The organism is Variovorax sp. Varisp36, assembly GCF_047304235.1.
Classification (GTDB): Bacteria; Pseudomonadota; Gammaproteobacteria; order Burkholderiales; family Burkholderiaceae_C; genus Variovorax.
The window spans coordinates 1-19,040 of sequence record NZ_JBGLYU010000001.1 but is presented as its reverse complement, the minus strand read 5'-3'; the positions used below and the strand labels follow the sequence as shown (position 1 = coordinate 19,040).

At 67.8% G+C, this 19,040-nt stretch carries 18 protein-coding genes and 1 tRNA gene; 17 read left to right on the top strand and 2 right to left on the bottom strand.

Features of this window, described 5'->3' with window-relative positions; genetic code table 11:
• Positions 1-11 precede the first annotated feature (11 nt).
• The 9 genes from ACCD11_RS00095 (at position 12) to ACCD11_RS00055 (ending at position 8,748) form a co-directional block, all read left to right on the top strand.
• Positions 12-1,070 carry a P1 family peptidase gene (locus ACCD11_RS00095; RefSeq protein ID WP_413311565.1) on the top strand — a complete coding sequence of 353 codons (1,059 nt, stop codon included), beginning with the start codon at positions 12-14 and terminating at the stop codon, positions 1,068-1,070.
• Between the two features lie 16 nt (positions 1,071-1,086).
• Positions 1,087-1,905, top strand: coding sequence for a M55 family metallopeptidase (locus tag ACCD11_RS00090; RefSeq protein WP_007839305.1), 819 nt, complete (start codon positions 1,087-1,089; stop codon positions 1,903-1,905).
• Between the two features lie 268 nt (positions 1,906-2,173).
• Positions 2,174-3,952 (top strand): nitrite/sulfite reductase, encoded by a 1,779-nt coding sequence (locus ACCD11_RS00085; RefSeq protein WP_007839304.1) that lies wholly within the window; start codon positions 2,174-2,176, stop codon positions 3,950-3,952.
• Positions 3,949-4,344, top strand: a complete 396-nt coding sequence (locus ACCD11_RS00080) for a DUF934 domain-containing protein (RefSeq protein ID WP_056518187.1) — start codon at positions 3,949-3,951, stop codon at positions 4,342-4,344. The genes ACCD11_RS00085 and ACCD11_RS00080 overlap by 4 nt, the downstream gene beginning before the upstream one ends.
• A gap of 20 nt (positions 4,345-4,364) precedes the next feature.
• Positions 4,365-4,985: a phosphoadenosine phosphosulfate reductase family protein gene (locus ACCD11_RS00075; RefSeq protein ID WP_007839299.1), complete on the top strand. Its 621-nt coding sequence runs from the start codon at positions 4,365-4,367 to the stop codon at positions 4,983-4,985.
• A 43-nt stretch (positions 4,986-5,028) separates the two neighbouring features.
• Positions 5,029-5,982: a sulfate adenylyltransferase subunit CysD gene (gene cysD / locus ACCD11_RS00070; RefSeq protein WP_007839298.1), complete on the top strand. Its 954-nt coding sequence runs from the start codon at positions 5,029-5,031 to the stop codon at positions 5,980-5,982.
• On the top strand, positions 5,982-7,322 hold the full coding sequence (locus ACCD11_RS00065) for a sulfate adenylyltransferase subunit 1 (protein WP_413311560.1): 1,341 nt from the start codon (positions 5,982-5,984) through the stop codon (positions 7,320-7,322). The genes cysD and ACCD11_RS00065 overlap by 1 nt, the downstream gene beginning before the upstream one ends.
• A 41-nt stretch (positions 7,323-7,363) precedes the next feature.
• Complete coding sequence (fdxA, locus tag ACCD11_RS00060) at positions 7,364-7,693, top strand: ferredoxin FdxA (RefSeq protein ID WP_007839295.1); 330 nt, start codon at positions 7,364-7,366, stop codon at positions 7,691-7,693.
• Complete coding sequence (locus tag ACCD11_RS00055) at positions 7,651-8,748, top strand: NAD(P)/FAD-dependent oxidoreductase (RefSeq protein ID WP_413311558.1); 1,098 nt, start codon at positions 7,651-7,653, stop codon at positions 8,746-8,748. The genes fdxA and ACCD11_RS00055 overlap by 43 nt, the downstream gene beginning before the upstream one ends.
• Here the strand turns inward: ACCD11_RS00055 and ACCD11_RS00050 are convergent.
• A complete protein-coding gene (locus tag ACCD11_RS00050; protein ID WP_413311557.1) occupies positions 8,708-10,012 on the bottom strand; it encodes an aspartate aminotransferase family protein in 1,305 nt (434 codons plus the stop codon). The two genes, ACCD11_RS00055 and ACCD11_RS00050, sit on opposite strands and share 41 nt — an antisense overlap.
• Before the next feature lie 113 nt (positions 10,013-10,125).
• Between ACCD11_RS00050 and ACCD11_RS00045 the strand changes: the two genes are divergently transcribed.
• Both ACCD11_RS00045 and ACCD11_RS00040 read left to right on the top strand, forming a co-directional pair.
• The gene (locus ACCD11_RS00045) at positions 10,126-10,860 is read left to right on the top strand and encodes a TetR/AcrR family transcriptional regulator (protein ID WP_413311556.1); all 735 of its coding nucleotides are present in this window, start codon (positions 10,126-10,128) and stop codon (positions 10,858-10,860) included.
• 365 nt (positions 10,861-11,225) lie between these two features.
• Positions 11,226-12,563 carry a purine-cytosine permease family protein gene (locus ACCD11_RS00040; RefSeq protein ID WP_413311555.1) on the top strand — a complete coding sequence of 446 codons (1,338 nt, stop codon included), beginning with the start codon at positions 11,226-11,228 and terminating at the stop codon, positions 12,561-12,563.
• Here the strand turns inward: ACCD11_RS00040 and thiD are convergent.
• Complete coding sequence (gene thiD, locus ACCD11_RS00035; RefSeq protein WP_413311554.1) at positions 12,508-13,356, bottom strand: bifunctional hydroxymethylpyrimidine kinase/phosphomethylpyrimidine kinase; 849 nt, start codon at positions 13,354-13,356, stop codon at positions 12,508-12,510. The genes ACCD11_RS00040 and thiD overlap by 56 nt on opposite strands.
• Before the next feature lie 134 nt (positions 13,357-13,490).
• On the opposite strand from thiD, the gene ACCD11_RS00030 reads away from it, so the two are divergent.
• The 6 genes from ACCD11_RS00030 (at position 13,491) to ACCD11_RS00005 (ending at position 18,821) form a co-directional block, all read left to right on the top strand.
• Positions 13,491-14,582: an FAD-dependent oxidoreductase gene (locus tag ACCD11_RS00030; protein ID WP_413311552.1), complete on the top strand. Its 1,092-nt coding sequence runs from the start codon at positions 13,491-13,493 to the stop codon at positions 14,580-14,582.
• Complete coding sequence (gene thiS, locus ACCD11_RS00025) at positions 14,579-14,782, top strand: sulfur carrier protein ThiS (RefSeq protein ID WP_007839285.1); 204 nt, start codon at positions 14,579-14,581, stop codon at positions 14,780-14,782. The genes ACCD11_RS00030 and thiS overlap by 4 nt, the downstream gene beginning before the upstream one ends.
• An 18-nt stretch (positions 14,783-14,800) precedes the next feature.
• Entirely contained in the window at positions 14,801-15,610 is an 810-nt protein-coding gene (locus ACCD11_RS00020; protein ID WP_413311550.1) for a thiazole synthase, read from the top strand.
• On the top strand, positions 15,607-16,542 hold the full coding sequence (locus tag ACCD11_RS00015) for a thiamine phosphate synthase (protein ID WP_413311549.1): 936 nt from the start codon (positions 15,607-15,609) through the stop codon (positions 16,540-16,542). Before ACCD11_RS00020 ends, ACCD11_RS00015 begins: the two co-directional genes overlap by 4 nt.
• Positions 16,543-16,547: 5 nt before the next feature.
• On the top strand, positions 16,548-18,695 hold the full coding sequence (locus ACCD11_RS00010) for a TonB-dependent siderophore receptor (RefSeq protein WP_413311547.1): 2,148 nt from the start codon (positions 16,548-16,550) through the stop codon (positions 18,693-18,695).
• A 50-nt stretch (positions 18,696-18,745) separates the two neighbouring features.
• Positions 18,746-18,821 (top strand) — tRNA-Asn (locus tag ACCD11_RS00005).
• Positions 18,822-19,040 lie beyond the last annotated feature (219 nt).

Genomic DNA, 19,040 nt, shown 5'->3' with positions numbered 1-19,040 from the left:
GTTTTTTCTTCATGCCATCGACGACCTCCCTGCCCTTCATCGGCAATCTGCTCCAGGGCGCGCGCAATGCAATCACCGACGTCGCGGGCGTCACCGTGGGTCACCAGACGCTCAGCGACGGTGCCGTGCAGACCGGCGTGACGGTGATCCGGCCCCACGCGGGAGACCCGTTCCGCGACAAGGTGCCCGCGGCCGCCGTGGTGCTCAACGGCTTCGGCAAGAGCGTGGGGCTGGTGCAACTCGCCGAACTCGGCGTGCTCGAGACGCCAATCGCGCTGACCAACACCTTCTCGGTCGGCACGGTGGCCACGGCGCAGATCCGACATTGCGTTGCGGCGAACCCCGAGAGCGGCCGGTCGCTGCCGACGGTGAACCCGCTGGTCTTCGAGTGCAACGACGGCTTCCTCAACGACATCCAACGGCTGGCTGTGACCGAGTCGGACTACCTGCGTGCGCTCGGCAACGCCGGCGTCGACTTCGCGCAAGGCTCGGTCGGCGCGGGACGCGGCATGTCGAGCTTCCAGCTCAAGGGCGGCATCGGGAGCGCATCGCGCCGCGTCTCGGCCCCCGACAGCGCGGTGCACACCGTCGGCGCACTGGTGCTGGCGAACTATGGGCGCCAGCCGCAACTGGTGCTGGCGGGGCATGCGGTCGGCGAGCGATTGGCGACGCAAGGCTCGGCCGAATGCAAGGAGCCTGAAAAGGGCTCGATCATCATCGTCGTCGCCACCGACGCGCCGCTCGATGCGCGCCAGTTGCGCCGTCTCGCGCTGCGCGCGGGCGCGGGGCTGGCCCGCACGGGCTCGGTCTTCGGGCACGGCAGCGGCGACATCGTGCTGGCTTTTTCCACCGCCTACACCGTGCCCGACCAGGTCGAGCGGCCGATGCCGGTCCTGGCAATGCTGCACGACGGGCTGCTCGACGGCCTCTTCCAGGCCGCGGCCGACAGCACCGAGCAGGCGATCATCCATGCGCTGTGGCGCGCCGAGGCCGTGACCGGCCGTGACGGCAATCACCGCGCCGCGCTGAGCGAACTCCTGCCCGCGGCCACCTTTTCTTCTCGAGCCTGACCTGATCGCACCGCCCATGAAAGTCCTGATCTCCACCGACATCGAAGGCGTCGCCGGCGTCTATCACTCCGAGCAAGTGCGCGCGGGCAACCCCGAGTACGAGCGTGCGCGCCTGTTGATGGCGCAGGAGGCCAACGCGGCGATTGCCGGTGCCTTCGACGCGGGTGCCACCGAAGTGCTGGTGAACGACTCGCACGGCGGCTTTCGCAACATGCCGCCCGACGTGCTCGACGCGCGCGCCCGCGTGGTGCAGGGCAAGCCGCGCTACCTGAGCATGGTGGCCGGGGTCGAGGAAGGCGTCGACGCGGTCTGCATGGTGGGCTATCACTCGCGCGCGCAGGGGCGCGGCATCCTGGCGCACACGATCAACAGCTTTGCCTTTGCAAGCATCTCGCTCGGCGGGCAGGAGTTGGGCGAAGCCGGGCTCTACGGCGCGCTGGCCGGGGAATATGGCGTGCCTGTAGTGATGGGCAGTGGAGACGACGTGTTCATTGCCGAGAACCGGCCGCTCTTTCCGCACGCGACCTTCGTCGAAACCAAGAAGGCCACGGGGTGCAACAGTGGCGTATCGCTGTCACCCGAGCAATCCCGACGAGCAATTCGCGCGGGCGTGGAAGAAGCGCTGGCCGCCCGCTCCCGGGCGAAGCCGCTCGTCTTCGAGGGCCCGCAGACCGTGACGCTGCGCGCCCAGTCGCCCGCGCTGGCCGACCTGTTCTGCCAGTGGCCGGCTTTCGAGCGCGTGGACGGCGTCACGCTTCGTTTCACCGCCGAGACGGTCGAAGCCGCGGTGCGCATGCTGAATTGCTGCTCGGCCATGTCGTCGATGCTGCGCTAAAGCATTACGCCCTCTTCCAGGGCGAACAGGAAAACAGGCCCGGGGACATCCCGGCCTCGCCGCGGGGCTTATCCTTGCCCATGCAGGGCACCCGCGCCCTTATCCGGAATAAGCATCCAACCGTCCCGCAACCCGCATGGATGCTGGGGAATAAGCTTATCCGCATAAGGCGCGAACCAAAAAATAGTTTGTTTCCATAAGGCCGGCTTTCAGAATCTCGGCTTCTTGCTGGGGCGATGGACGCACTGCACTTCAAGACACACGCACGATGTACCAATACACAGAATTCGACCGACAGTTCGTTCATCAACGAGCCGCCCAATTCCGAGACCAGCTCGAGCGCTGGCAAAAAGGCCGTCTTCACGAGGACGAGTTCCGCCCCCTTCGGCTGCAAAACGGCTGGTATGTCCAGCGCTACGCGCCGATGCTGCGCGTGGCCGTGCCTTACGGCGAGCTCTCCAGCCGCCAGATCCGCGTGCTGGCCCGCATCGCCCGGGAGTACGACGAGCCCGAAGCCGAGGTCTACAAAAAGGCCGTCGAGACGCAGGGCCTGCTCGGCAGCCACAAGCTCCCGACCCACTACGCCCATTTCTCGACGCGCCAGAACGTCCAGTACAACTGGATTCCGCTCGCCAAGTCGGCCGACGTGATGGACCTGTTGGCTTCGGTCGACATGCACGGCATCCAGACCAGCGGCAACTGCATCCGCAACATCACGAGCGACGAGCGCGCCGGCATTGCCGTCGACGAAATCGCCGATCCGCGTCCGTTCGCGGAAATCATGCGGCAGTGGAGCACGCTGCACCCCGAGTTCGCGTTCCTGCCGCGCAAGTTCAAGATCGCCATCACCGGCGCCACCGAAGACCGCGCCGCGACCGGCTGGCACGACGTGGGCCTGCACATCGTGAAGAACGAGGCCGGCGAAATCGGCTTCCGCGTGCAGGTGGGCGGCGGCATGGGCCGCACCCCCATCATCGGCACCGTGCTGCGCGAGTTCCTGCCGTGGCAGCAGATCATGAATTACCTCGAAGCGGTGATTCGTGTGTACAACCGCTATGGCCGCCGCGACAACATCTACAAGGCGCGCATCAAGATCCTGGTGAAGGCCGAGGGCCAGCGCTACATCGACGACGTCGACGCCGAGTACAAGCAGATCCTCGAGCACGACGGCGCGCCGCACACCATCACGCAGGAAGAGTACGACCGCGTGGCCGCATCCTTCGTGCCGCCGACGCTCGCCACCCGCGTGCTGCAAAGCGCCGAGAAGACCGACGCCGAGCTGCGCGCCCAGGCCGCCGACGACGTCATGTTCGCCCGCTGGCTGGCGCGCAACGTGGCGCCACACAAGAACCCCGCGCTGCGCGCCGTGACGCTGTCGTTCAAGCGCCTGAAGCAGGCGCCCGGCGATGCCTCGGCCGACCAGCTCGACACGCTCGCGCAATTGGCCGACCGCTTCTCGGCCGGCGAAGCCCGCGTGACGCACGACCAGAACGTCGTGCTGCCCTGGGTGCATGCCGAAGACCTGCATGCGCTGTGGCTTGCCGCCCGCGCTGCCGGCTTTGCCAGCGCCAACGTGCACCTGCTGACCGACATGATCGCCTGCCCCGGCGGCGACTTCTGCGCGCTGGCCAATGCGCGCTCCATTCCCATCGCCGAAGCGATCACCGAGCGCTATCAGGACCTCGACGAGCTCGACGACCTGGGCGAGATCGACCTGCACATCAGCGGCTGCATCAACTCGTGCGGCCACCACCACAGCGGCCACATCGGCATCCTGGGCGTCGACAAGGACGGCAAGGAGTGGTACCAGGTCACCCTCGGCGGCTCCGACGGCTCCGCGCTCAGCGGTACGCCGCAGGCCGGCAAGGCGGTCGGCCCCTCGTTCTCGGCGGCAGAAGTGCCGGGCGTGATCGAGGCCGTGCTCACCGCGTACCGCGACACCCGCGAGAGCGGCGAGAACTTCATCGACACGCTGCGCCGCGTGGGCCATGACCCGTTCAAGGCCGCGGCCAACGGTGCGCGTTTCAAGGTGGAGGAAGCAGCATGAAGAAGAACCTGAACATCCTGGCCGCCGAAGAACATGTGGACGACGGCGACCCGAAGGTGCTGCAGTTGCCGAACGACGCAGACCCGCTCGCCATCGAGGTGTGCCTGGAAGACATCGAGCGCATCGACCTGAACTTTCCGAAGTTCACCGATGGCCGCGCCTACAGCCAGGCCTTCCTGCTGCGCCGCCGCCTGGGCTTCAAGGGCGACATCCGCGCCACCGGCGACGTGCTGATCGACCAGCTGGTGCAGATGGAACGCACCGGCTTTTCCAGCGCCGTACTCAAGGAAGGCGTGGACGCCTCCGACGCGCAGCGCCAGTTCGACCGCTTCGCCGCGTTCTACCAGGGCGATGCGGTGAAGACCGCGCCGCACTTCGTGGCCGGCACCTGAGCCCCGAGAGACCTTCAGCCATGAGCATGGACCTCACCAAAATCAACGCCGAACTCGGCCGCAACGCCGAGGGCCTGGTGGACTGGGCGATCGGCCTGGGGCAGCCCACCATCGTCACCACCAACTTCCGCCCGTTCGAGGCGGTGATCCTGCACATGGTCACGCGCGCCAAGCGGGATGTTCCCGTGGTCTGGATGGACAACGGCTACAACACCGAGGCCACCTACCGCTTTGCCGACGAGGTGACGAAGCAACTGGGCCTGGACCTGCACATCTACCTGCCGCGCCGCTCGCGTGCGCATCGCGAAGCGGTGGAGGGCCCGACGCCGGCGCTCGACGATCCGCGCCATGCTGCCTTCACGGAAGAAGTGAAGCTCGAGCCCTTTGCCCGCGCGCTGCGCGAGACGGCGCCCAAGGTCTGGTTCACCGCGCTGCGGGCCACCGACACGGCCGTGCGTGCGCAGATGGACCCGGTCAGCGTCAATCCGGACGGCCTCATCAAGGTCGCGCCGCTGCTGCACTGGTCGTCCAAGGAGCTGTACGAGTACTGCGAGGCGCATGGCCTGCCGAACAACTTCGATTACGTGGACCCGACCAAGGGCGAAGACAACCGCGAGTGCGGATTGCATCTTGCGCACTGAGAGCCAAGGTCTCACCGATTCACCGCATCCAGCATCCCCTCCGATGAACGCCCGTACCGAAACCGAACTGCTGCAGCCGCCCATGCACTCTCCCGCGCGCCTGTCCAACACGCACCTCGATGCACTCGAAGAAGAAACCGTCTTCATCCTGCGCGAGGTCGCGGCCGCCTTCGAGCGTCCCACCCTGCTGTTCTCGGGCGGCAAGGATTCGCTGGTGCTGCTGAAATGCGCGGAAAAGGCCTTCGGCGCCGGCCGCATTCCCTATCCGCTGCTGATGATCGACACCGGCCACAACTTCCCCGAAGTGACCGACTACCGCGACCAGCGCGCGAAGGAGCTGGGCGCCGAACTGATCGTGCGCAGCGTCGAAGACTCGATGAAGCGCGGCACCGTGCGCCTCGCGCACCCCGGCGAATCGCGCAATGCGCACCAGTCGGTGACGCTGCTCGAAGCCATCGAGGAGTTCCGCTTCGACGCGCTGATCGGCGGCGCCCGTCGCGACGAGGAAAAGGCCCGCGCCAAGGAGCGCATCTTTTCGCACCGCGACTCCTTCGGCCAATGGCAGCCCAAGGACCAGCGCCCCGAGCTGTGGACGCTGTTCAACACGCGCCTCGCTCCCGGCGAGCACTTCCGCGTGTTCCCGATCTCGAACTGGACAGAGCTCGATGTGTGGCAATACATCGAGCGCGAACACGTCGGCCTGCCGTCGATCTACTACACGCACAAGCGTGAAGTGGTCGAGCGCCGCGGCCTGCTGGTGCCGGTGACCGGGCTGACCCCGGCGCGCGACGGCGAAACCGTGCAGGTGCGCGACGTGCGCTTCCGCACCGTGGGCGACATCACGACCACCTGCCCGGTCGAGAGCCTCGCGGCCGATGCGGGCGACGTGGTGCTCGAAACACTGTCGGTCGACGTGAGCGAACGCGGCGCCACCCGGATGGACGACATGACCTCCGAAGCATCCATGGAAAAACGCAAGAAAGACGGTTACTTCTGATGAGCGCGACGACGACAGCCTCCCCCCAAGAACTCGCCGCTCACGGCGACACCGGCACCGCTCTGCGCTTCATCACCTGCGGCTCGGTCGACGACGGCAAGAGCACGCTGATCGGCCGCCTCCTGGTCGACAGCAAGACCGTGCTGCAGGACCAGCTCGCCGGCGTGCAGCGCGGCGGCGAAACCGACCTCGCCCTCCTGACCGACGGCCTCTCGGCCGAGCGCGAACAGGGCATCACGATCGACGTGGCCTACCGCTACTTCTCGACCGCCAAACGCAAGTTCATCATCGGCGACGCGCCGGGCCATGAGCAGTACACGCGCAACATGGTCACGGCCGCCTCGGCCGCCGACGCCGCCGTGGTGCTGGTCGATGCGACCAAGCTGGCCTGGGCCGCCGAGGTCGAAGACGGCACGGTCGTCAAGCGCGAGCTGCTGCCGCAGACGCGCCGCCACTCGCTGCTGTGCCACCTGCTGCGCGTTCAGTCGATCGTGTTCGCGGTCAACAAGCTCGACGCCATCGACGACGCCGGACTCGCCTTCGAGCGCATCTCGGCCGCGCTGAACGCTTTTGCCGAAGCGGCCGGCGTGCAGGTCGCGGCCATCGTGCCGATCTCCGCGCTCAAGGGCTGGAACGTGGCCACGCGCCATGCCGACTGGGTCGGCTACGAAGGTCCGAGCCTGCTGGAGCTGCTCGAGGAACTGCCCGTGACGGCGCAGGACGAGGCCGTGCCTTTCGCCTTTCCGGTGCAGTGGGTCGAGAAGTTCTCGGCCTCCGCCGACACCTCGCAAGGCCGCCGCGTGTTCTGGGGCCGCGTCGCCTCGGGCCATGTGGAACCCGGACAGCGCGTGACCGTGCTGCCGAGCAACCAGACCGCCACGGTCGCGCAGGTGCTGAGCCATACGCGCCAGCCGAAGTCGGTGCATGCGGGCCACAGCGCCGGCATCGTGCTCGACCGCGAGGTCGACGTGTCGCGCGGCGACTGGCTGCTGGCGCCCGAGGCCTTCGAGCCGGTGCGCGAGATCACGGCCACCGTGGCCTGGCTCGACGACGAGCCGCTGGTCGCGGGCCGTGTGTACTGGGCGCTGCAGGGCCACCGCTGGGTCAAGGCCAAGGTGGCGCGCATCGTCGATCGCGTGAACATCACGACGCTCGAATCGGAGCCGGCAACGCAGCTGGAAGCCAATGCCATCGGCGACGTGGTGCTCGCACTGCAGCAGCCGCTGGCCGTGCTGCCCTTCACGCAATCGCGTGCACTGGGCTCGCTGGTGCTGGTCGATACCGCCTCCCACAAGACCGCTGCTGCCGTGCTCGTGCAGCCTGCCGCCGCAAAGGCCTAAAATCAGGGGTTTTCCCCGATCAAACTGACGTTAAAAGACAAATGACCCACGTCGTCTCCGAAGCCTGCATCCGCTGCAAATACACCGACTGCGTGGACGTTTGCCCCGTCGACTGCTTCCGCGAAGGTCCCAACATGCTGGTGATCGATCCGGACGAGTGCATCGACTGCGCGGTCTGCATCCCCGAGTGCCCGGTCAACGCGATCTACGCCGAGGAAGATCTGCCGGCCAACCAGATCGCCTTCATCAAGATCAACGCCGAGCTGGCCCTGGCCGACGGCTGGAAGAGCATCACCAAGCGCAAGCCGGCGCTGCCTGACGCTGAAGAGTGGAAAGACAAGACCGACAAGGTCGGGGAGCTGGTGCGCTGAGCACGCAAGCCGCCCCGATCGAAACCGACGCCCTCATCATCGGCGCCGGTCCGGTCGGGCTGTTCCAGGCCTTCCAGCTCGGCCTGCTCGAGATCTCCTGCCACATCGTCGATGCGCTGCCCGCCGCGGGCGGCCAGTGCGTGACGCTCTACGGCAACAAGCCGATCTACGACATTCCCGGCACGCCGGTCACCAGCGGCCGCGGCCTCGCGCAATCGCTGCTGGAGCAGATTGCGCCCTTCAAGCCCCAATTCCATTTCGGCGAGCAGGTGGCCACGCTCGAAAGGCAGGCCGACGAGCGGCTGCTGCTGACCACCTCGGCGGGCAGCGCTTTCCTGGCCAAGACAGTGTTCATCGCGGCCGGCGTGGGGGCCTTCGTGCCCAAGCGCATCGCCGTCGAGGGCATTGCGCAATTCGAGGGCGCATCGCTTTTCTATCACCCCGATTCGCTGGAGCGCTTTGGCGGCCAGACCGTGGTGGTCAACGGCGGTGACGACATCGCGCTCGAAACCGCCATCGCGCTCACGGCCGTTGCGAAGCAGGTCACGCTGGTCCACCGCCGCGATGGCTTCCAGGCCGACGAAACCACCGTTGCCTCAATGCGAGCCCTCGTGGCCGCGGGCAAGCTGGCCTTCCAGGTCGGCCAACCGACCGCGTTCGACGGCAAGCAACTGCAGATCACCACGCCTGATGCAACGACCGTCGATCTGCCGCTCGACGCGCTGATCGCCTGCCTGGGCATCTCGCCGCGCCTCGGCCCCATCGCCGACTGGGGCCTGGAACTCGAGCGCAAGCAGGTGCCCGTCGACACCGAGAAGTACGAAACCCGCGAGCGCGGCGTGTTCGCGGTGGGCGACATCAACACCTACCCGGGCAAGAAAAAGCTCATCGTCTGCGGCTTCCACGAAGCCACGCTGGCGGCCTGGGGCGCCACGGCCATCGTCTTTCCGGGCAAAGCCGTGCCGCTGCAGTACACGACCACCAGCACGCGGCTGCACGAGCTGCTGGGCGTGGCTACTGCCCGCGAGGCAACAGCGCGCGGTATTCGCCGATGAAGCTGCCGATGGCGGCAACGTAGCGGTCGATGTCCGCATCGGTCAAGGGCAGCGACAGCACGACAAAGCCGCGCGGCGAGGCATAGATGCCCTGCTCCAGCAGGTGGAAGAACAGCAGCTGCCGAAGCCGTCCGTCGACCGCCGCCAGGTCGTCCACGCGGCGCACCTCGCCGCGCAGGAAATGCGCGTTCATCAACGACCCCACGCCGGTGAACTGCATGGCCACATCCTCCGCCGCGCACAACGCATTGAGCCGCGCGCGCATCGCCTCGCCGCGCCCGGCCAGCACGGCGGCTGCCTGGGGCGTGAACAGCTTCGTAAGCCCGGCATGGCCGGCCGCCATCGTCATCACGTTGTTGTTGAAGGTGCCCGAATGCGAGAGCGGTCCGGTGCGCGGGTCGAACAGCGCCATCACGTCGGCCCGCCCGCCGAAGGCGCCGAAGGACATGCCGCCGCCGATGTACTTGCCCAGCGTGGTCAGGTCCGACCGGATGCCCAGCCTGTTCGCCAGTCCGTGCGGCGCGAGGCGCGAGGTCATCACCTCGTCGAAGACCAGCAACGCGCCGACGCGCGTGGCCGACTCACGCAATGCCTGCAGGAAGTCGAGACGCCCCGGAATACAGCCGCTCGCCCCCTGCATCGGCTCGGCCAGAACAGCGGCGATCTCGGTGCCGTGCCTTTCGATCTGCTCGCGCGCTGCCTGCGTGTCGTTGTAGGGCAGCACCAGGAAGTCGAACGGCACGGTGGTCGGCAACGGCCTGGCGCCGAAACCCAGTACGCCGCCGTGGTAGCCGCCCGAGAACACCACGATCTTGCGGCGTCCCGTGAAATGCAGAGCCGCCGTCAACGCCATCAGGTTCGCTTCGGTTCCCGAATTGGTGAAGCGCAGCTGCTCGATCTGCGGAAAGCGCTCGCAGATGAGCCTTGCGAGCCGGCCTTCGAGCAGGTTGTGGCCCGTAAGGTTGATGCCGCTTTGCATCGCCTCGACGACGGCGTCGCGTATCTCGGGCGCCGAATGGCCATAGACGCCTGCCGTGTACTCGGCGATGAAGTCGGCATAGCGGTGGCCATCGGCATCCCACAGCGCCGCGCCCTCGCCCCGGGCAATGGTGAGCGGAAACGGCGCATAGAACAGCACCGAGCGGCTATTGGCACCGGGCATGTAGCGCGCCTGTTCCTCGAACTGGCTGCGGCTGGCCGGGTTGCTGTCGGTGAAGCGCTGGTGCGCCCCTGCAAGGGCGCGGTCGGTGGCGGCATGGGTCATGGCAATGTCCTTCGAATGGCGAGGCTCTCGCCTCTTGCAGCGAATTTAATTGATCAATGCTCAATTAATATTGTTTATACAGTCAACCAAGCTGCAGCACAATGGCTGCAGCCATGACGAAGAAATCGCCACCCAAGCCCCGCACCGCCGGCCGCCCCGCCGGCGGTGGCGGCCTGACGAAGCAACGCATCGCCGAGGAGGCACTGGCGCAGATCGACGAATTCGGCCTCGGCGCCTTCAGCATGCGCGAGGTTGCGGCGCGGCTCGATGTCTACCCGGCCACGGTGCACTGGCACGTAAGCACGCGCGAGGCGCTGCTGGCCGAAGTGGCGGCCATCGTCATGGCCGAAGTCGCGCCGCCGCCCGGCAAGCTGGCCTGGAAGGACTGGATCGCCGAACTGTTCCGGCGCTGCCGCGCCGCCGTGCGCCGCCATCCGAACGCGGCGCAGCTGCTGGGCGCGCAACTGGTGTCGAACGGCAGCCTGCCGATGGCGTTGGTCGAGGGCGTGCTGGCCGCGCTGACCGAAGCCGGCTTCGAGGGCGAGCCGCTGCTGGAGGCCTACAACTGCGTGATCGCGGCGATGCTGGGTTTCCTCACGATGGAGTTCTCGCCCCTGCCCGCCGACAACACACAGGCCTGGGCCGAGGAGTTGCGCGAGCGCGTGCACACGATCCGCCCGCTCGACCATCCGGTGCTCACGCGCAACCTGCCGCTGCTGGCCAACAAGGCGTTCATCGTGCGATGGGACAACGGCACGGCGGTGCCGCTCGACGGCAGCTTCGAGCGCCACATCCAGATCACCATCGACGGGCTCGAGGCCTTCGCGCGGCGGATCGAGGCGGCGTAGGCCCCGCGGTTCGCGCAGCGCCTCAACGATGGCGGTGGCATGCGACCGGCGCTTCTGCGGGTTTACCCCCTGGAATGGCACGCCCGTCGTCGCGGGCTTCCCCGCAGCGGATAAACTCCGCCCTGCGCCGCGGCTCGCCACGGTGCAATTGCTAGGGGTGCTGGGCGGCTTGCCGTCCGGCTGAGAAAGTCCCTTTGAACCTGTCCGGTGGTTTCACCGGGGGTCCGCATCGTTTCCGACGACGCGGGCTCGAGGCAATCCTCGCGCAGGGAAGCTGGTCCGGTGGCCTCTCACGTTCTCTCGCGTGACGGCTGCGCCGCTCGGGCCCCGCCCACCTGCCAAACCTTTTGCACTGGAGCAAATGGATGGCAAACGATGACACCGCTACCGGCGCCAACGAAGCGCTGACGCCGCTGCCCGCATCCCAGCGCGTGTTCGGCTGGCACGACCACGCCTCGCTCTGGTTCAGCCTCGGCGTGGGCCTGCTGGTGATGCAGATCGGCGCCTACCTGGTGCCGGCCGTGGGCACGCGCGACGCGGCCATTGCCATCGTGCTCGGCTCCTGCGTCGGCGCCGGCCTGCTGGCCTGGACCGCGCGGCTGGGCTGCGAGAGCGGCCTAGCCAGCGCCGGCCTGATGCACGCCACCTACGGCAGCGCCTTCGCGCGGCTGCCGGTGCTGCTCAACATCGTGCAGCTGGTGGGCTGGACCACTTTCGAACTCGTCGTCATGCGCGAAGGCACGCAGGCCATCGGCCAGTCGGTGATCGGCCCTTCGCTCGGCACCGCCTGGGGCGGCGTGCTGACCACACTGCTCTGGGGCGCGGTGCTGCTGGCGCTGCTTGCAGGGTCGATGGTCAAGCTGGTGCGGCGCTTCGTGAGCCGCTTCGGCCTGCCGCTGGTGGTGCTGTCGCTGATCTGGCTCACATGGCAATTCGCGACGCGGCTACAGGCCAAGGGCCTGGACGCCTTCTGGGCACGCCCGGGTGACGGCACGATGGGCATGTTCGGCGCGCTCGACCTCGTGATCGCGATGCCGGTCTCGTGGCTGCCGCTGGTGGCCGACTACGCGCGGCACGGCCGGCGCAGTGCGACCGGCAAGGGCGGCCTGGGCAGCGCCTTCAGCGGCACCTGGATCGGCTATGCGCTCGCCAACATCTGGTGCTACGCACTGGGCGTGATGGTGGTGAGCGTGGCCGAGCCCGGCACGGGTCTGGTCACCGCGCTGCTGCTGGCACAGGGCGGGCTGGTGGCGCTGGGGCTGATCCTGATCGATGAACTCGACAACGCGTATGGCGATGTCTATTCGGGCTCGGTCTCCACGCACAGCCTGCTGCCGCGATGGAGCGTGAAACGCTGGGGCCTGCTGCTGGCCGCGCTGTGCATCGCATTGGCTCTGGTGCTGCCAATGCACACGCTGGAGCCCTTCCTGCTGCTGTTGAGCTCGGTGTTCGTGCCGCTCTACGGCGTGATCATCGGGCGGCTGGGCGGCGGCCAGTCGGTGTCGCCGGCCGGCACGCGGCAGCTCGATTTCGGCGCGGCGCTGATCTGGATCGCGGGCATCGCGGCGTACCACGCGCTGGCCAGGTGGGCGCCGCAGTTCGGCTCTGCGCCGCCCACGCTGGCGGCGACTTTTGTTCTCGCCTGGCTCAGCCGGCCTTCACAGGCAAACGGTGCGTCGGCACTGGCGCAAAGCCGTGGTTGAGGGGGCCATGACCCGCACCGACCTTCACGTTCGCACCGGCGGCCATCGCGCCGAGGATGTAGGCACGCGCCTGTTCGACCGCCTCGGGCAGCGCCGCGCCCAATGCAAGATGCGCGGCGATGGCGGAAGACAGCGTGCACCCCGTGCCATGCAGGTTGCGGCTGGCAATGCGCCGGGAGGCCAGCCGCTTGCGCTCGCCGCCGGTTTGCAGCAGCACGTCGACCACGTCTTCGCCCGGCAGATGGCCGCCCTTGAGCAGCACGGCCTTTGCACCGAGCGCGAGCAGTTCGTCGGCGGCGCCGTCGAGCGCATCGACGCCATCGATGGCATGGCCGATCAGCAAGGCGGCTTCATCAAGGTTGGGCGTGACGACCACGGCGCGCGGAAACAGTTCGCGCACCAGCACCTGCACCGTCTCGGCCGCGATCAGGCGGTCGCCGCTGGTGGCCACCATCACGGGGTCGAGCACCACGTTCTTCAATTGATAGCGGTCGATGGCCCAGGCCACCACCTCGACCACCTCGGGTGCATGCAGCATGCCGAGCTTGACGGCATCGACGCCGATGTCTTCCACCACCGCCTGGATCTGCGCCTTGAGGAAATCGGGCGGCACGCCGTGGATGCCCGAGACGCCGAGCGTGTTCTGTGCGGTGAGCGCGGTGATGGCCGTCATGCCGTAGCAGCCGAGCGCCGCGAAGGTCTTGAGGTCGGCCTGGATGCCGGCGCCGCCGCCGCTGTCGGAGCCGGCGATGGAGAGCACGCGTGCGTAGCGCTGGGTGGGTGCGGGGGTCATGCCGAAAATTATCGGCGACTCTTCTTCTCCCTCCCCTTCCGGGGGAGGGTCGGGGTGGGGGCACGCGGCGTATCCATTGGGCGCTCTGCCTGGCCCCATCCCAGCCTTCCCCCAGAGGGGGAAGGAGCAAGACCATGAGCCTTCCTTTCCAATCGGCTGCCATCCTCGGCGCAGGCCTCATGGGCCGGCTGCTGGCGGTGACGCTCGCGCAGGCCGGCTGCAAGGTCGATCTTTTCGAAGCCGGCAGCCCCGATGCCGAAGGCGCCGCCGCGCGCGTGGCTGCGGCGATGCTCGCCCCGTTGGCCGAATCGGCCGTGGCACCTGTGTCGGTCGTGCGCATGGGGCAGCATGCGCTGTCGCGCTGGCCCGAACTGCTTGCCTCGCTCGCTCAGCCCGTGTTCTTCCAGCGCGAAGGCACACTGGTGCTCTGGCATCGGCAGGACGCCGCCGAAGCCACACGGCTTGCGCGCGTGCTTGCGAACACCGGCACGCAGGTGCCTGAGCTCGCGCCGATGCAGACACTCGGCGCGCAAGCGATTGCCGCGCTCGAGCCTTCACTGGGCCAGCGTTTCGCGCAGGGCCTGTTCCTGCCGGGCGAAGGCCAGCTCGACAACCGCGCGTTGCTGGCTTCGTTGCTCGCCACGCTGCAGGCCAGCCCGCGCGTCACGCTGCACTGGCAATCGCCGCGCGCACCCTCGGACTTTTCGCCCGGTGCGACGGGCCAGCCCGACTGGTTGATCGACTGCCGCGGTCTCGGCGCCAAGCCCCAATGGAACGCGCTGCGCGGCGTGCGTGGCGAGGTGATCCGCGTGCACGCGCCCGAGGTGAGCCTGAAGCGCCCCACCCGCCTCGTGCATCCGCGCTACCCGCTCTACATCGCACCCAAGCCCGGCAAGCTGTTCGTGATCGGCGCGACCGAGATCGAATCGGACGACATGTCGCCCGCCAGCGTTCGCTCCACGCTCGAACTGCTGAGCGCCGCCTATGCCGTGCACAGCGGCTTCGCCGAGGCGCGCATCGTCGAGATCGCCACGCAGTGCCGCCCTACGCTGCCCGACAACCTGCCCGCCATTCGCCAGCCGCAGCCGCGCGTGCTGCAGATCAACGGCCTGTACCGCCACGGTTTCATGATCGCGCCCGCCCTGCTCGACGCCGCGATGGAACTGCTTGCGCATGGCCACTCGGTCCTCGCAAGGAGCTTCGGCATGGAGACCTCCGACACATGACGATGAACATCCTGATCAACGACAAGCCCTTCACGCTGCCGGACCACGCCAGTCTGACCGACGCTCTGGCGGCATTGAACGCCACCCCGCCTTTCGCGGTGGCCGTGAACCGCGAGTTCGTGCCGCGCTCGGCATACGCCGCGCGCACGCTCCAACCCGACGACCGCATCGAAGTGATCCGCCCCGTGACCGGCGGCTGAATGATGGAGACAAAGAACATGACAACGAACGACCCCTTGGTGCTCTACGGCGAGACCTTCCAGAGCCGCCTGCTGCTGGGCACCGCGCGCTACCCCTCGCCCGACCTGCTCGAAGCCGCGGTGAAACGCGCAAGGCCCGCGATGCTGACCGCCTCGCTGCGCCGCCAGACCGCCAGCCAGGGCTCGGGCAACAGCGAGCTCGGCAACGGCTTCTGGGAGCTGCTGCGCAAGCTCGCGGTGCCGGTGCTGCCCAACACCGCCGGCTGCCACAGCGTGCAGGAGGTGATCGCCACCGCGCAGATGGCGCGCGAGCTGTTCGACACGCCGTGGATCAAGCTCGAGCTGATCGGCGACGACTACACGCTGCAGCCCGACACGCTGAACCTCGTCGATGCCGCTTCGCAGCTGATCCGCGAGGGCTTCAAGGTGCTGCCCTACTGCACCGAAGACCTCGTGCTGTGCCAGCGGCTGGTCGACGTCGGTTGCCAGGCCGTGATGCCCTGGGCTGCGCCCATCGGTACCGGCCGCGGGCCGATCAACCCCTACGCGCTGCAGGTGCTGCGCGACCGCCTGAAGGTGCCGATGCTGGTCGACGCGGGCCTGGGGCTGCCCTCGCATGCCTGCCAGGTAATGGAGTGGGGGTACGACGGCGTGCTGCTCAACACCGCCGTTGCGCTGGCGCAGGACCCGGTCGCGATGGCCGGTGCGTTCGCCGACGCGGTGCAGGCCGGCCGCACCGCATACCGTGCCGGCGCCATGGCCGCGCAAGACGCAGCACAGCCCAGCACGCCTGTGCTCGGCACGCCCTTCTGGCATCACGCACCATGACCGCCGCGACCGACGCCCGCGCCATCGCGCACGCCATCGTCGCGGCCCACGGGTTGCGCTTTGGCGCCATCACCTCCGCGCCCGTGGCCGCGCCCAGCTTCTCTTCCGGCGACCCCGTCTACCGCGGCGCCAAGCAGGCCTGCACCGCTCTCGGCTTCATCGAGATCGATGCCGAATGCCTGGCCCATGCGTGGCGCGCCCAGACGCAGCGCCTGGGCAGCTTCGACGCCGTGCTGTGGCCCGCCGCACCCGAAGATTTCGGCATGCGGCCGTTTCCACCGGCCGGGCGCGGCGACGCGTTCCCGCCCTGCCCCGAACGGCTCGGCCTGTATGCCGTGCTGCCCGATGCGCAATGGGTCGGCCGCATGGCGCGCGCTGGCGTACCGACGGTGCAGTTGCGCTTCAAGTCCGGTGACGCAGCGGCCGTCGAACACGAAGTGCAGGCGGCCGTCGAAGCGGTGCAAGGTACCGGCGCCCTGCTCTTCATCAACGACCACTGGCGGGTCGCCATCGCGGCCGGCGCCTACGGCATCCACCTCGGCCAGGAAGACCTCGACGCGCTCTCGCCCGACGAGCTGGCGCAACTGCGCGCCTCGGGTCTTCGCCTGGGTGTCAGCACGCATGGCTACGCCGAGATGGTCCGCGCCGACAGGGTGAGCCCGAGCTACATCGCCATGGGCGCGGTGTACCCAACCACGCTCAAGAAGATGGCGACCGCACCGCAGGGCGTGGCCCGGCTTGGCGCCTATGCACGGCTGCTGCACGGCTATCCGCAGGTCGGCATCGGCGGCATCGACGCCGTGCGGCTGCCCGAAGTGCTGGCCACCGGCGTCGGCTCTGTCGCCGTGGTACGCGCGCTGGTCGCGGCCGAAGACCCCGAGGCCACGGCCGCACAATGGATGGCGGCCATAGGCGCCACAGCGGGCAACTGAACAGAATGAACCACAAGCTCACCTCCTCCCCTGGCTGGCCACTCTCGCCCGTTTCGCGTGCACTGGCCGTCGTTCTTTTCACCACTGCCTTCGGCGCGCATGCGCAACAAAGCACGTTGCGCGAAGTCACAGTCACCGAAGGCGCCGCCGCACCACAAGCCGACATCAGCGGCTTCGGCGACGTGCCGCTGCGCGAGTTGCCGCTCTCGGCCACGGTGATCGACGGCAAGCAGTTGCGCGACAGCGGCGCGCGCCGGCTCGCCGACCTCACGCAATTCGATGCCTCGGTCACCGACGCCTACAATTCCGCGGGCTACTGGGACTACCTCACGGTGCGCGGCTTCGTGCTCGACAACCGCTTCAACTACCGGCGCGAGGGCCTGCCGATCAGCGCGGAGACATCGATCCCGCTCGACAACAAGGAGCGCGTCGAGATCCTGCGCGGCACCAGCGGCATCCAGGCCGGCACCAGCGCGCCGGGCGGGCTGGTCAACTATGTCGTGAAGCGGCCCACCGAACAGGACCTGCGCACGGTGCGAATCGAGACCACGAGCCGCGGCAGTACGCTCGGCGCCATCGACCTGGGCGGGCGCTTCGGCGCGGACCGCCAGTTCGGCTATCGGATCAACGTGGCGAGCGAAAACCTCAAGCCGCTCACGCACAACCTCGACGGCAACCGCAACCTGTTCTCGCTCGCGGCCGACTGGCGCATCTCGCGCGACTCGGTGCTGGAGTTCGAGATCGAGCAAAGCCGCAAGACGCAGCCGAGCCAGAACGGCTACAGCCTGCTGGGCAGCGCGCTGCCTGCGCCGGTCGATCCGCGCATCAACCTCAACAACCAACCGTGGTCGCAGCCCTCGGTGTTCAAGGCGCTGACGGGCACGGTGCGATTCAGCCAGGCGTTGAACGCCGACTGGCGCTGGAGCGCGCAGATCGGCCAGCAGCGCCTGAAGAGCGACGACCGGCTGGCCTACGCCTTCGGCTGCGGCGCCGAAGGCAACTACGACCGCTACTGCTCCGACGGCACCTTCGACTTCTACGACTTCCGCAGCGAGAACGAGCGCCGCACGCAGACCGCGGGCAGCCTCAACCTCAAGGGCAACGTGACGACGGGCAGCGTGCGGCATGAGCTCGGCTTCGGCCTGCTGCAGAGCCGCGTGCGCAACCGCTTCGACAACCAGGCCTACAACTACGCGGGCACCGGCAACGTCTGGGGCACGGCCATCGTGCCGCCGAGCCCCGATGCCATCACGCCGCAGACCAACCGCGACGAACGCTCGACCGAGCTGTCGGTGCAGGACGCGATACGCTGGAACGACCGCTTCACCACCTGGCTCGGCGTGCGCCACACGCGGCTCGATCGCAGCAGCATCGGCAACGATGGCTCGAGCCCGACCGGCTACAAGCAGGACGTGACCACGCCGTGGATCGCGGCGAGCTACGCCATCCAGCCGGGGCTGCTGGCCTATGCGAGCTGGGGCAAGGGCGTCGAATCGCAGGTCGTGCCGAACAGGATCTCGCAGTACAGCAATGCGGGGCAGGCGCTGCCCGCGTTGACCTCGCGCCAATGGGAACTGGGCCTGAAGGGCGGCAGCGAAGCATTCAGCTGGCAGGTCGCGTGGTTCGACATCTCGCGGCCGATGACCAACCTCGACCTGTGCGGCGCCTACTGCGAAGTGCGCAACGACGGGCGCGCGGTGCATCGCGGCCTGGAGGCCGGCGCGCAATGGAGCCAGGGTCCGTGGCGCATCGGCGGCAGCATCGCGGTGATCGATGCCAAGCGGCGCGGGAGCACCGCGAATCCGGCGCTCAATGGAGAGTCGCCGACCAACGTGCCCAAGGAGGTGCTGCGGGCGCAGGCCGCGTACCGCGTCGCATCGGTGCCGGGCCTCGAAGTCGCGGGGCAGCTTTCGTACGAAGGCCGCCGCAACGTGTTGCCCGACGGCTCGGTCACGTTGCCTTCGTGGACCCGCGTCGATGCGGTGCTGCGCTACGACACCAAGGTACGGGGCGTGAACACCAGCTGGACGCTGGCCGTCGATAACCTGTTCGATCGCCGCTACTGGAAGGAATCGCCCTATCAGTTCAGCCACGTCTACCTGTTCCCCGGGGCGCCGCGCACGCTGCGCCTCGGGGTAAGTGTTGCGCTTTGAACGCGGCCGGGCAAGCACCGTCAAAAATCACGCTATAATCTAAGGCTTGTTCCTCGATAGCTCAGTCGGTAGAGCGCCGGACTGTTAATCCGTAGGTCCCTGGTTCGAGCCCAGGTCGAGGAGCCACTACAAAGCCGCAAGGCCTCTGGATGCCCCGCTACTCACAAGGTAGCGGGGCATTTTCATTTGCACTGTCGCGCCGGGTGCTCGGCGTCACGCAAAAAATCGGGGATGGCCGGCGAGATCGGCAAATCCATTGCATATAATTTAAGGCTTGTTCCTCGATAGCTCAGTCGGTAGAGCGCCGGACTGTTAATCCGTAGGTCCCTGGTTCGAGCCCAGGTC